The organism is Enterococcus sp. AZ050 (assembly GCF_051715085.1).
Taxonomy (GTDB): domain Bacteria; phylum Bacillota; class Bacilli; order Lactobacillales; family Enterococcaceae; genus Enterococcus; species Enterococcus faecalis.
The window spans coordinates 2,154,867-2,167,617 of sequence record NZ_JBIOTC010000001.1 but is presented as its reverse complement, the minus strand read 5'-3'; the positions used below and the strand labels follow the sequence as shown (position 1 = coordinate 2,167,617).

Here is a 12,751-nt window from a genome sequence, read left to right as displayed (position 1 = left end):
TCTCCATTTCTATTTTATGAAAGTTAAAATTGCTTCGTTTGGTTCAGAAGGGATCATCTGTGCGGTAATAGTCACCCCATTATCTGTTAAACGACGAACAGTTTGAATATCTTCATCGGTTAATGCAACAGATTTTTTAATTGCTCGACTGCCTTCTTTTTGAGAAATATTGCCGACATTGAAGCTCTGTAACGGAACACCGCCATCAATTAAAGCCGCCATGTCTGCAATGTCTTTCGTAATTAAAAAGACTTTTTCTTCATCATAATTGCCTGCTAAAATTTTTTCAATCGCTTTACGTTTCGATAAAATGGATAATTTAACTCCTGCAGGCTTAGCCATTTTTAAGGCACCAATTTGTAATTGATCTTTGACAGCGGCATCATTTACTACCATGATTCTTTGTGCGCCAACCGTATTCGTCCAAACGGTTGCAACTTGTCCGTGAATTAAACGCTCATCTACTCTTGCATGTACAATTGTCATAATAAATCTCTCCTATTATATACTATTTTTTTAAAATAAACCGCCAACCCAAGCCAACATTGGTTGTAAATTACCTAAAACCATGCCAATTAAAATTAAAACAAAGATTAGCCGTGTTGAATTCATTTTCTTTTTCCCTAGTAACCAATAGGATAAAAGAACAATCCCTAAAGGAATTAATGCGGGTAAAATTTTATCCAACATTTCTTGAACAGATAATGTTACATCTCCCATTTTATAAGTTAAATCTAATTTGTAAGTAATTACCGAAGGAATCAAACCGCCGACCACCGTTAACCCTAAAATAGCTGCACCTTGCGTAAACAATTTCATTTTATCCGCAAATTCTGTCGCAATTTTTTCCCTTGATGGTAACCAATCCAAGTGAATTTATAGCGAACCCATAGGACCACTGCTCCGGCAATTAACGGGATCAGTAACCCAACAACCTGGCCCCCTTGCGCCATGTAAGCTGCAATCGAAAAAACAATCGCACGATAAATCGCGATAAAAATGGTATCACCAACACCAGCAAACGGACCCATTAGACCTGTTTTCAAACCAGTAATGGCCGTTTCATCTTCAATGCCAACTTCTTCTTCCAAAGCCATATCAGCTCCGACAATTAAATGCGACATGGCTGGCGTTGTATTCATAAAGCCAAGATGTGTCTTCAAGGCTTTCTTCATAGCTACTGGATCTTCACTGTATAGTCGCTTTAATGCAGGCATCATCACCCAAGCGTAACCAAGTCCTTGCATTTTTTCATAGTTCCAGCCCCACTGATAGCCAAAAAGATTACGGACGTAAACTTTATTAATATCCTTTTTTGTTAATTTGTTAGTCATCAATCTCAACCTCCTCATCATCTTCGTAAATAACCGTGCCACTTGTTGTAGCTGCGCCGCCTTTGTTATGATTCATCACATAAATCGCTGCTAAAGCCAAGCCAACCAGTGCGACACCTAAAACTGAGAAGAATTGGGCCCCATAAGCAAGTAACACGAACCCAATAATAAAATAAGGCCAGTATGTTTTAATTGGCAAGTAACGCATTAAAATAGCAATCCCCATCGCTGGTAAAATAGCACCTGCTGCTTTTAACCCATTCATCACCCAAATAGGAATCCAATTATTGATAGCGTTTACAACTTGTTCACCAAAAGCTAGGCCAATAAATACTGGGATGACACGAGAAATCGTCCAAGGAAAAATTCCTAAAACATTGCAGCGCTCGACCCCTTTATAATTGCCTTCTTCCGCATAGCGATCTGCTTTGTGTTGGAAAAACGTATTAGCCATTCTGCCTAAAATATCTAGTTGTGTTAATAATAACCCAATCGGAACCGCAACTCCGATACCATACTCTGCCCCTTTCCCTGAAATGATTGCATAAGCCGTTCCCATAATGGCCCCTGAAAGAAAGTCTGGGACTGTTGCTCCTCCATAAGTCGCTACGCCTAATGTCATCAATTGAAGCGTTGCCCCAATCATCAAACCTGTTTGAACATCTCCTAAGACTAGGCCAGTAAACGTTGCAGCAAACAATGGTGTATATGGACCAATCTGAATAGAAATTTGGTCAAGTACACCAACAACTGTGTAAAGACATAAAATCAAAATAATACCAATCGATACTGTCATGCTTTCTCATCCTCCTTGAATGCGTTTTCTTTTTTGTATTTGTAGAATACCATTAAAGAAATGTCATTTCAAGTTCTTTTTAAAAATATTTTCAAATGAAATTACATTTCTTATATAATTTTTATGCTATACTAAAAGAAAACGGTTTAGGAGTGATTATGTGCGGGTTTTGCTGATTTATTTCATAACTATTTTTCTATCCAATACAGTTGGGGCGCTCTCTGGGATGGGTGGAGGCGTCATTATTAAGCCTGTTTTGGATTTTCTTGGGTTCCATTCGTTAAATAGTATTGCGTTCTATTCAAGTGTCGCTGTTTTTGTCATGTCCATTTCTTCGACTTATAAACAGTATCAAAATGGTGTCCAAATTGAATGGAAAAAAGCCGCGAGTATTTCGTTTGGTTCCTTAGTCGGCGGTATGTTAGGTGATTTACTTCTTAATCAGGCGATTGCACTAGCGCCAAATGAAGAAAAAGTACAACTAATCCAATATATCATCATGTTGGTGACCTTGGTTTTGGTTCTTCTCTACAATCAATTTTCCAACTGGCACTTACACCTCAACGGATTGAGCATTTTTCTGATTGTCGGATTAGGCTTAGGGATTCTATCAACCTTTTTAGGCATCGGTGGCGGTCCCATTAATGTAGCTTGCCTTATTCTCTTTTTTGGAATGGATATCAAATCAGCAACTGTCTATTCCATCATTACTATTTTTTTCTCCCAACTCGCCAAACTTGGCAATATCGGCTTGACCACAGGGTTTGCGGTTTTTGATTTAACAATGCTTTGGGCTATTATTCCTGCCGCTTTATTCGGTGGTTATGTCGGCGGTCTTTTCAGTAAAAAATTATCTCAACAACGGGTCGCCCAAATTTATAGTTTAGTTGTTTTTTTAGTTATTTTGTTAAATATGTATAATTTGTGGACTGTTATCTAAAAAAGAAGCGCTTTGTCTATATGACAAAGCGCTTCTTTTTTAATTAAATCACTGTTAATTTAACATCTATATTATTTCTTGTTGCTTTAGAATATGGGCAAATTTCGTGGGCTTTTTTAACAAGTTCTTCTGCTTTAGCTTGATCTACTCCATCAATGTGAACTTCTAATTCAGCACCAACGCTAAACCCATCTTCTCCTTGGAATAAGGATACACGTGCAGTTACTGTACTTTTACCTTCGACTTTTTCTTGATCCATCACTAATTCTAATGCACCGTTAAAGCAAGCACTGTAAGCCGCTGCGAATAATTGTTCTGGATTTGTTGTATTTTCTTTCTTGACACCTGGCGAAGCAACCGCATAAGAAAATGATTTATCCGGTGAGTGAACTTCTCCTGCACGTCCACCAGTATTAATGATAGTTGTTTCATAGATTTTTTTCATGTAAATTCCTCTCCTTTGTAAAGTTTTACACTTCTGAGAACTTGTTACTTACATAATTATTGTAGGAAACTTTGTCAGATACAGCAAACGTTGTGCTTGTGAATAATAAAAAATAACATTTAACGTTGTATTTTTGACGTAGAAAAAGAACCCATTCTATGATAGGATAAAGTGAACTTGTACATTTGTACACAAACTATTTTACAAAGGAGACTTTCCCTTGACACACTTACTTGATTATCAACCATTAAACCTCTACACAAACTATCAAGAAGCCGCAGAAAAAACACCAACTGTTCCAATTATTTTTGATGAATCTTTGCCTGCTTTTCCTGCACTTGGCTTAGAAACAACTTATGGTGAAAGCCATCAAGAAATTTTGAAACGGGCATATCAATTAGCCGCTTTAGGTGTAAAAAAAGGCGACAAAATTATTATTTATAAAAGTCCTAAATTCGACACGTATTTACTAGCTGTTGCGGCCTCATATCTAGCAGCCGTTCCTGTAATGGTTTCATACCATTTACCTTTTGAAACAATTGAAGTATTCGTTGATCGTTTAGAAGATCCTTATATTTTATTTGATGATGTGACTGCTGAAAAAGTTCAAGCTGTTCGTAATAGCTCTGCCAATAAAAAACTTTCGGTTGCTTCTCTTTTAGAAGCTGATGCCACGGAAGTTCCTCAAGACGAACTGACTAAAGACGAAATTGCCTACATGACCCACACCTCTGGAACAACAGGTATTCCTAAACTTATCTGTCATTCCAATCACTCTATGGGTTGGCGTACAAAATGGCAAAAAACCATTTTTACAAAAATTGCTGAAAAGAAATTAGTTGGCTTTCATATTTCGCCAGTTCATTCTCGTTTTAACATTGGCGTGTCTTCTTTAATGGCCATGGGCTTCCCTATGATGCCTTTAGCAAATGCTTCGAGCGAAAAAGTCGCTGAAATGTTCAGCACCTATCAACCAATCGCTGTAGAAACACACCCCAATAACTTCGTTCAATGGGTTCGTTTGGCCAAAGAAAAACCTGAAGCTTTCGCTAGTGTCCATTATTATCATTCTACTTTTGATGCAATTAACAACGCTACAATGGTGGCTTTCTTAAAAGCATCTGCTGCCAATGAACCAATTTTCCTACAAGTTTATGGACAAAGTGAATGCGGGCCAATGATCTTACGAGCGCATACTTTAGAATCTCTAAAAGATTCAGATGCTCGTGACATGGGCGTTGGTTTAGAGGATTTAACACAAGCTCGAATTACTGATGAAAAAGGACAAGTTTTACCTGCGATGACGGACGGCCATATCCAATTCTTATCAAAAGGACGGGCCTTAACATATTACAAAGAAGATGCCCGCTTTGCAGAAAATGTCTACGGCGAATGGTGGGACAGCGGCGATTACGGAATGTTAGATGAACGCGGCCACTTATTCTTGAAAGATCGCCAAGTAGATCTAATTGAAAACATCGACAGTAATTTAGCTATTGAAGATCATTTATTGGATGCATTAGATTTCTTAGAAGAAGTGATTATTGTCCGTGGCAAAGAAAATGAACCTCAGCCAATTTTAGCGGTTGTCCCTGGGGAAGAAATGGATTGGGACGCTTGGTGGACACAAGTAGCCGATTTACCACATTTAAACGAACCTATCATTATGGCTTTTGATGAAATCCCTCACACAGCTACTATGAAAGTGCAACGTTTACAACTAGAAAAATGGTTAAAAGAACAATAAAATAAAATTCTTTGTTAAACAGTGTTGGTCAAAAGAACGTTTAGATTAGCATTGTAGCAAGTGGAACAGAAAGCTAAAAAGTTAACTCGTTGTAGGTTATCTTAAGTTTTAAAAAGAGGGGCAGCCATCGTTTTGACGGCTGCTCCTCTTTCTTTTGTCTACCGTTAATTAAATCCTTTTTGTGAAGAGCTTGACATGGGATGGTTCCCACAAATTATACTTAGCTTATTCAAAGAATGGAGTGAGCAAGTATGAAAATTTTAATTAAACAAGATTTCGACACGATGAGCGAATGGGCAAAAATGTTACTTCTAAGCACGATGAGCAAAGATAAACGAGTGAATTTATCAATTACCGCTGGCAAAACGCCAACACTTGTTTACCAAAAATTAGCCTCGATTGTGAAAAATTCATCTGAATTTGATAATGTTCATTATTATAACTTTGATGAAATCCCCGTTCCTCATCAAAAGGAAGGCATTACTCTGACAGATTTGCGGACGCTGTATTTGACACCTGCGGAAATATCCGAGCAAAACATCCATCCATTAACTGTTGAAAACTTTCAACAACAAGATCAACGGATTGCTGACGCAGGCGGCTTAGATTTGATGTTAATTGGCTTAGGAGCAGATGGTCATTTTTGCGGGAACATGCCCACTACCACTCATTTTAAAAATGAAACCTATCAAGTGACCGTCACTGGTTCAGAGCCTTGGTTTGTTCCTGAAATGATGCAGCCAGGCATGACCTTTGTTACGATGGGGCCAGCCAGCATCATGAAAGTTAAGCATCTTGTCCTAATTGTAAATGGTGAACAAAAAGCTCAGATGGTCAAACAAGTGCTCCAAGGACCTGTCACAGAAACGTATCCTGCTTCTATTCTTCAACTCCATCCAAATTTAACGGTTCTCTTGGATGAAGCCGCAGCGAGTCAATTAGAAAAATAAAAAATTGCGCCTAGATTATGCTTCTCTGCATAGTCATAGGCGCAATTTTGTTATCATTACATGATTTTTTGATACTGACTGTATTTTAGCAAATTCGTCTGGGAAAGTGTAACACCAATACCAAGTCCCTGAGGCACGGTCATTGTCCCTTGCTCTAAAACAAAAGGTTCAGTGATGATATCTTCATAAAAATAGCGTTCCGTTGCTGAAATATCACCTGGAAAGGAAAAAGTAGGCTGTGACGCAAATTGCAAATTCAATGCGCGTCCAACACCAGACTCAAACATGCCACCTAACCAAACCAATAAATCATTTTCTTGGCAAAATGTGGCAATCTTCAACGCCTCGTGAACCCCACCTACACGAGGAATCTTCAAATTGATACTACGGCAACTGCCCAATGCTAACGCCACTTGGCAGTCTTTGAGACTACGAATATTTTCATCCAAACAAATTCTTGTTTTCAGTTCTCTTTGTAATTGTGCGTGATCTAAAAAATCATCTGCAGCAAAAGGCTGTTCAATCATCGCTAATTGATAGTGATCTAAACGTTGCAATTGAGGCAAATCAGCCAATGTATACGCTGAATTGGCATCGACCATTAAAGGCAAGTTAGGAAAATGCTGACGAATCAAAGCAACGGGTTCCACATCATAACCGGGACGAATTTTCAGCTTCACTCGTTGATACCCTTTTTCTACAGCTAACTGAACTTGTTTAAGCAATTGAGGTAACTCTTCTTGAATCCCTAAACTAATCCCTACAGGAATTTTCCTCCGCGTTGGTCCAAAAAATTCAGTTAAACTCTTCTGTTGCCGTTTGGCATATAAATCCCAGATGGCAGTTTCTAACGCAGCTTTTCCCATCCAATGCCCTTTAACTTCTTCAAAAATTGTTGAAACCTCTTGCGGCTGTTCAAGCGCTTCTGTTAAAAGTAACGGAATTAAATGCTGTTGGATGATGAAGCGTTCGGTTACCAACGTTTCTTGCACATAATCAGGTTGCTCAAAAGCCACTAATTCGCCAAACCCTTGATTTCCTTGCTCATCCGTTATTACAAATAAATCAAACGCTTTTTCTTCCAGGCGACCATAGCTCGTGACAAACGGCGTTTTTAAAGGCAAACGAACCTGATAGGTTTCAATTGATTGAATGTTCATTCAGATAGCTCCTTCCAATAACGCTGTCACCTTTTCATAAAAAATCGTTGGTTGTTCCAAATGGATACAATGTCCTGCTTCAGGAAAAATTGTCAGCCTCAACAACGGTTGACGTGCCTGCATTTTTTTCGCAATCCCAATAAATTTTTGATCTTCGCCGCCTACCAATAAATCGGTAGGAATCGGCTGCAATTCTGCTAGACGTTCCCAGTAACTCTCTTGCGCTCCTGTACCCATATACCACAAACTACTAGCCAATCCAAAGGCCGATTGGCTCAAACGTTCCTGCCGAATGGCCATTTGCTGTGCCACAGACAAGGTTTTTTGCGTTTGAAATAACGGTAATTCTTGCCAGAAATCAATAAAATCCACAAGCGGTTCCTCTAAGAGATGTTCCGCCAAACGATGATCTTGACAGATACGAGCCTGACGTTCTGCGGCGGTGGCCAAACCTGGTGATCCACTTTCCAATAAAAGATGCTGTACCTTTTGTGGATAATGTAATGCAAAACCTAAAGCTGTTCGTGCGCCCATTGAATAGCCTAATAAACAAAAGCAAGGCAAATTTAGCGATTCGGTTAGTTCAGCAAGATCATGGCAAACCTGTTTCATGGTATAACGCTCTGGTGCTACCAAACTAGCAGTCGCGCCATGCCCAGGTAAATCAATGCCTAAAACGTTATAAGGTGTTTGACTGGGGAAAACGGCTGCAAACGTGGCTAACGTTCCTGTGAAACCGTGTAAACAGACTAGTGTCGTTCGCTTTGCATCAAAAGGTGTTAACCATTGATAATGGTACTGCATCCCCCGAATTAACCGTTCCATGAAATCCCCTGTCTTTCTACTCGTCTACCAATTTCAGCTAAAATTGATTCGTACAAATGAACATTCTCTTGGCGATTTCCTTTGACTTCGATCACTTGAAATTGTGGTTCTTCAGCCGCTACTTGTAAAATTTGCTTGAGCTCCACGATTGTTTTGACTTCTTGGTACGAAGCACCGTAAAGTTCAGCAACTAACGAAAAATCTAAATCAAGCGGTGTTCCAAATAAAGGCTCGAAATCGTCCTCACGTAAAGTTCGTTGAGATAGAAAAGAGAAAATCCCGCCACCATTGTTATTTAATAAAACAATTGTTAACGGCAACTGATAACGTTTAGCCAAAAATAAACCATTCATATCATGATATAGCGCTAAATCACCAATCAGTAGAACGTTTTGCTGTGTCGGTTCTATGGCACTCATTCCTAAAGCAGTTGAAACAATCCCATCAATCCCGTTGATGCCGCGATTTCCAAACATCCGATAAGGGCGACTATCCATAAATCGATCTAAGTAGCGGATAGCCATACTATTAGATACAAATAACTGACCGTTCTCTTTCATCGTTTGGTGAACAGCTAAGCTGGCTGTTGTTTCATTTAATTCTGTCGCGTTCAGCGTTTCTAGAAGAACTTCAGAGACCGTTTTTTCCAGCAGGAGCCATTGTGCTAACCAAGTCGCTTCTGTTGGTTTGACAACCGTTAGCAGTTGTTCTACAAACGTGGTTTCCTTTGCCTGAATAACTGTTTGTGATTTTTTCAATTGCTCTTGCCATTGCCCATTTTCGTCCACAAAATAAAAAGCAGTCTCTGTCGTTGCTAAGCGTTTCAACCATAACATGATGTTTTTAGAAATTGGCAGCGAACCAAAACGCACTACCACTTCTGGTTCTTGTGGCAAGGTCGCTACATTTAGAAACAGGTCACTGTGTGCAATAATAACTTCACTATTTCGCCCATATGTCACAATGTTTGCTAAAGGATCCGCTAGTAACGGCCATTGCAAAGCTTCGGCTAATTGAATAAATAACGCCGCTTCTTCCTCTGTATGACTGCCACCGACAACCAAGACGCCGCTTTTCTGGTACCATTGATCCGCTAACTGTTGCACTTGTTCTGTAGAAAGGATTGATTGACCAGCGAATAAAGCCGTTTGTTGAGAACTCTTTGTTTTTCTCTCTAAGTCAGGTAATAATGGTTCCCGCAAAGGAAAATTCAAATGAACAGGTGCAGCAGGCGTTTGTTGCGCGAATGCTGCTCCTTTAGCGCCTTGCCAATAGGCGTAATTCAACATCTCTTCTGTTGCTTCTGGCAAAGCCATTTCAACAAATAATTTCACGTGATTTTGATACATTTGTAATTGGTCCATGGCTTGAGGAGCACCAACTTGACGTAACTCATGTGGCCGATCCGTTGTTAAAACGACTAAAGGCACATGGCTAATATTGGCTTCGCAAATTGCTGGATAATAGTTTGCAGCTGCTGTTCCAGAGGTACAAAGTAAGACCACTGGTTTTTGGCTCGCTTTACTTAATCCTAAAGCAAAAAAAGCAGCGGAACGTTCATCGACATCGACAAAAGTTTGGATTGCGGTTTCCCGATGAAGTAATAAAGCCAGTGGTGTGGAACGGGATCCTGGACTAATGACTGCTTGTTCAATCCCACTATTTTTTAAGCCTTCAATAAAGGCCGTTAAATAATCGGTCATTGTTTCTTGATGATTCATTAAACCTGCCCTCCAATTCCTCGTAACATCGGTTGAAATTTTATTTTCGTTTCTTCTCTTTCTAGCTCTGCTTGGGAATCCGCAACAATACCACAACCTGCATAAAGAACGCCTTGCTGACCAGCAAAGACACCTGAACGCAAGGCCACAGCGAACTCGCCACTATCATCATTCCCTGAAATCCAACCGATTGGCGCACCATATAGCCCACGACTCCCTGGCTCATATTGTCGAATCCATTCGACTGCCAACTCTTTGGGCTCACCGCCTAAAGCTGGCGTTGGGTGTAGCTGCATCACACTTTCCAAAAACGAAATTCCCGGCTTACGTTGACCCGAGATTGGCACATAAAGATGTTGTACATCTCGATTTTCCAAAATAATGGGTGCTTGAATACTGTTTTCAGAAGTCGTCATCTTCGCCAACTCTTTCGCTAAACGTTCCACCACAATTTGGTGTTCTCCGGTATTTTTGCGGTCTTGCAAAAGTTGTGCTCCTAAAGCTTTCGTTTCTTCTGGTGTTTGACCCGTTTTAATGGTTCCTGCAATACAAGCGGTCGCAAACGTTTCTTTAGTACCCAACAGAAGTCGTTCTGGTGTTGCACCAATGAAACTTGTGTCATTGGCTTCCAAAGCAAACAAATACGTATTTTGTTGTTGTGCCATTAAATTAACGAGCACTTGGTTACTTCGAATTTTTTCAGGACTGCTCACAGCAAGTTGTCGAGCCAAAACCACTTTTTTTAAAGGGCCATCTTCTCTTAAGACTGATACTGTTTCGTTGACAGCTTGTAGCCATTCAGTCACAGCAACTTCTTCCTTGTCAATCTTTGTTTCCGCTACAGCTGGCAACTCCTCACAGGTAGCTAACAAGCGATCAAACTGAGCCACCAAAGTCGACCAACGTTCCTCGACTTCTTGTTCACTAGAACCTGAAAAGTTCAGCGTTCCATAAATACGTGAACCTGAAAAAGTAAATAGAATACTTGGTAGATAAAACCAACCTTCCCCTAACTCTCCCCAGGCCTCAGTAGGCGTTTGTTCTGTATCAAAAGGCAAACCGCCAAACAGAAGAGCCCCCGTACCAGAAATAGACATATTTTGAAAACGAGTTGCCGCCTCTTTTTTTAAAAAGTTGTTCAATTGCTGCGTTTCTGTTTCTGCGCCTTTTAAGATAGTTTCATATCCGAAGCCAACCAAAGCAAAATCTTTTTTCGGCGTTTGCCAAAAAAAACGTTCTCCTTGATATGCCTTTTCACCAGCGGCAAAAATTGCCAAGGCTGTTTGTTCTGTTTCTAATGGAAAAACCCAACTGAACTGACGGGCATTCTTCTGATAGGCTTGTCGTAATTCATCAGGCAATTTCATCTGATTAAAAACGCCTCTCTTTCTTCTGTCATGAAACGATGTTTGGCAATCTTTCCACTTGCTGTTTGCGGAAAAGAATGACAAAAATAAATGCGTTTCGGTCGTTTATATTTTGCCAGTTTTCGTGAACACTGGTCTTGAATTTGCGCTAAGGTGATTTCTTGGTCACTAATCACATATGCAACTGGGACGGCTCCCCATTGCGCATCTGGTTCTCCTACAACTGCCGCTGCTTTAATTCCTGTTATCGCCTGTAACACCTGTTCAACCTCAGTGGGGTAAATATTTTCACCACCAGAGATAATGAGTTCACTTAAACGACTAACCAAATACAGGTACCCTTGTACATCTAAATAGCCCATGTCGCCTGTTTTAAACCAACCATCTGCTGTCCATTTTTCAGGTTGACGCTGGTTAAGGTAACCTGAAACAACGTTTGGTCCCTTAAGTAAAATTTCCCCGACTTGCTTTTCTGGCTTTTCTGGCTGTTCTTGTCCTAGTTCATCAACAATTTTGATCTGCATATCTTTTAACGGTTGCCCAGCAGAGCCGATTTTCAGCGCCGCATCTTCAAATTTCAAGGCAACAACTTGCGAACACGTTTCCGTCATCCCGTAAGATTGAATGACTGGAATCCCTTTTTCCTCACACTGCGCTAATTTATCCGGTGCAATCGGTCCGCCGCCCAATAGCATTCCTTTAAAGCTGGCGCTGTAGCCAGCCTCAGGATAGACAGACAATAATTGTTGTAACATTGTCGCAACCACTGAAATGACGGTTCCACGGCCTTCTTGTAAATCTTGTGTCACTTGCTGTTCATCAAATTTATCGTAAAGGCGAATACTACAACCTAAGACGAGTTGTCGAACAACAATCGACAATCCGCTAATGTGAAATAATGGGACTGCACACAACCAACAATCTTCAGCAGTAATCCCCATATTTTCTTGGGTGCCTCTAGCACTGGCAAAATGATTTTTAAACCGTTGCAAGACCCCTTTAGGTTGTCCTGTAGTTCCAGATGTATACATAATAGAAGCCACCGACTCTAAGTCACTTGGCTGTTGAAACTCCTGACGTGAAAGACTATGCTGTTTTTTAACCATTGGCTGAACGTCGACAAAAGAAATCTCCTCTAACAAAGCCTGCGTTTCAGGCGCACCAATAATCGTTTTAACTTGCGCATCTTTTAACTGAAAAGTCAGTTCAGCAAGTGTCAAATGCGTATTTAAAAATAATAACTCTTTCCCCAATTCCCATAAGGCTAGAATTGAAAAATACAACTCTTTGCTGTTCTTACTGAATAAAGCCACACGTTTTTCTTCTGGTGCAAGCACCTGTTGATATGTGGCTACCCAATGGCTGACTTCTTGTTGCACTTCTAAAAACGTCCAAGATTCATCCTGAAAATAAAAAGCAGGATGATCGGGACGTTTTTGTACTTGTTTATTTAACCAAGTCATTGG

The 12,751-nt window shown here is 40.1% G+C and carries 11 protein-coding genes and 1 pseudogene; 3 read left to right on the top strand and 9 right to left on the bottom strand.

Features of this window, described 5'->3' with window-relative positions:
- Window positions 1-9 precede the first annotated feature (9 nt).
- The 3 genes and pseudogenes from IGJ04_RS10595 to IGJ04_RS10585 all read right to left on the bottom strand — a co-directional run bounded on the left by IGJ04_RS10595 (window position 10) and on the right by IGJ04_RS10585 (window position 2,130).
- Window positions 10-486 carry a PTS system mannose/fructose/N-acetylgalactosamine-transporter subunit IIB gene (locus IGJ04_RS10595; RefSeq protein ID WP_002355337.1) on the bottom strand — a complete coding sequence of 159 codons (477 nt, stop codon included), beginning with the start codon at window positions 484-486 and terminating at the stop codon, window positions 10-12.
- A gap of 30 nt (window positions 487-516) precedes the next feature.
- A pseudogene (locus IGJ04_RS10590) lies at window positions 517-1,334 on the bottom strand (PTS system mannose/fructose/sorbose family transporter subunit IID).
- The gene (locus IGJ04_RS10585; protein WP_002358431.1) at window positions 1,327-2,130 is read right to left on the bottom strand and encodes a PTS mannose/fructose/sorbose/N-acetylgalactosamine transporter subunit IIC; all 804 of its coding nucleotides are present in this window, start codon (window positions 2,128-2,130) and stop codon (window positions 1,327-1,329) included. Before IGJ04_RS10585 ends, IGJ04_RS10590 begins: the two are co-directional and overlap by 8 nt.
- Window positions 2,131-2,299: 169 nt before the next feature.
- On the opposite strand from IGJ04_RS10585, the gene IGJ04_RS10580 reads away from it, so the two are divergent.
- Window positions 2,300-3,070 (top strand): sulfite exporter TauE/SafE family protein, encoded by a 771-nt coding sequence (locus IGJ04_RS10580; RefSeq protein ID WP_189656411.1) that lies wholly within the window; start codon window positions 2,300-2,302, stop codon window positions 3,068-3,070.
- 43 nt (window positions 3,071-3,113) lie between these two features.
- Here the strand turns inward: IGJ04_RS10580 and IGJ04_RS10575 are convergent, their stop codons facing one another.
- Window positions 3,114-3,515 carry an organic hydroperoxide resistance protein gene (locus IGJ04_RS10575; protein WP_002355332.1) on the bottom strand — a complete coding sequence of 134 codons (402 nt, stop codon included), beginning with the start codon at window positions 3,513-3,515 and terminating at the stop codon, window positions 3,114-3,116.
- Window positions 3,516-3,735: 220 nt separating this feature from the next.
- Here IGJ04_RS10575 and IGJ04_RS10570 point away from each other — a divergent pair, with 220 nt between their 5' ends.
- Together IGJ04_RS10570 and IGJ04_RS10565 are read left to right on the top strand one after the other, a co-directional pair.
- Window positions 3,736-5,262: an AMP-binding protein gene (locus IGJ04_RS10570; protein ID WP_002361196.1), complete on the top strand. Its 1,527-nt coding sequence runs from the start codon at window positions 3,736-3,738 to the stop codon at window positions 5,260-5,262.
- 251 nt (window positions 5,263-5,513) lie between these two features.
- Window positions 5,514-6,212: a glucosamine-6-phosphate deaminase gene (locus tag IGJ04_RS10565; RefSeq protein ID WP_033624804.1), complete on the top strand. Its 699-nt coding sequence runs from the start codon at window positions 5,514-5,516 to the stop codon at window positions 6,210-6,212.
- 56 nt (window positions 6,213-6,268) lie between these two features.
- On the opposite strand, the gene menC is transcribed toward IGJ04_RS10565, so the two are convergent.
- Genes menC through IGJ04_RS10540 form a run of 5 tightly spaced genes read right to left on the bottom strand, consistent with a single transcriptional unit; the run spans window position 6,269 to window position 12,748 of the window.
- Complete coding sequence (menC, locus tag IGJ04_RS10560) at window positions 6,269-7,372, bottom strand: o-succinylbenzoate synthase (RefSeq protein ID WP_438840195.1); 1,104 nt, start codon at window positions 7,370-7,372, stop codon at window positions 6,269-6,271.
- Entirely contained in the window at window positions 7,373-8,197 is an 825-nt protein-coding gene (gene menH, locus IGJ04_RS10555) for a 2-succinyl-6-hydroxy-2,4-cyclohexadiene-1-carboxylate synthase (protein WP_438840194.1), read from the bottom strand. It abuts the gene before it with no gap.
- On the bottom strand, window positions 8,185-9,918 hold the full coding sequence (gene menD, locus IGJ04_RS10550; protein ID WP_438840193.1) for a 2-succinyl-5-enolpyruvyl-6-hydroxy-3-cyclohexene-1-carboxylic-acid synthase: 1,734 nt from the start codon (window positions 9,916-9,918) through the stop codon (window positions 8,185-8,187). Before menD ends, menH begins: the two co-directional genes overlap by 13 nt.
- Entirely contained in the window at window positions 9,918-11,285 is a 1,368-nt protein-coding gene (locus tag IGJ04_RS10545) for an isochorismate synthase (protein WP_049095535.1), read from the bottom strand. The genes menD and IGJ04_RS10545 overlap by 1 nt, the downstream gene beginning before the upstream one ends.
- The gene (locus IGJ04_RS10540; protein ID WP_438840354.1) at window positions 11,282-12,748 is read right to left on the bottom strand and encodes an o-succinylbenzoate--CoA ligase; all 1,467 of its coding nucleotides are present in this window, start codon (window positions 12,746-12,748) and stop codon (window positions 11,282-11,284) included. The genes IGJ04_RS10545 and IGJ04_RS10540 overlap by 4 nt, the downstream gene beginning before the upstream one ends.
- Window positions 12,749-12,751 lie beyond the last annotated feature (3 nt).

Coding starts and splice junctions, on each gene's coding strand:
- IGJ04_RS10595 (WP_002355337.1), bottom strand. CDS start 486: ATGACAATTGTACATGCAAGAGTAGATGAGCGTTTAATTCACGGACAA.
- IGJ04_RS10585 (WP_002358431.1), bottom strand. CDS start 2,130: ATGACAGTATCGATTGGTATTATTTTGATTTTATGTCTTTACACAGTT.
- IGJ04_RS10575 (WP_002355332.1), bottom strand. CDS start 3,515: ATGAAAAAAATCTATGAAACAACTATCATTAATACTGGTGGACGTGCA.
- IGJ04_RS10565 (WP_033624804.1), top strand. CDS start 5,514: ATGAAAATTTTAATTAAACAAGATTTCGACACGATGAGCGAATGGGCA.
- menC (WP_438840195.1), bottom strand. CDS start 7,372: ATGAACATTCAATCAATTGAAACCTATCAGGTTCGTTTGCCTTTAAAA.
- menH (WP_438840194.1), bottom strand. CDS start 8,197: ATGGAACGGTTAATTCGGGGGATGCAGTACCATTATCAATGGTTAACA.
- menD (WP_438840193.1), bottom strand. CDS start 9,918: ATGAATCATCAAGAAACAATGACCGATTATTTAACGGCCTTTATTGAA.
- IGJ04_RS10545 (WP_049095535.1), bottom strand. CDS start 11,285: ATGAAATTGCCTGATGAATTACGACAAGCCTATCAGAAGAATGCCCGT.
- IGJ04_RS10540 (WP_438840354.1), bottom strand. CDS start 12,748: ATGACTTGGTTAAATAAACAAGTACAAAAACGTCCCGATCATCCTGCT.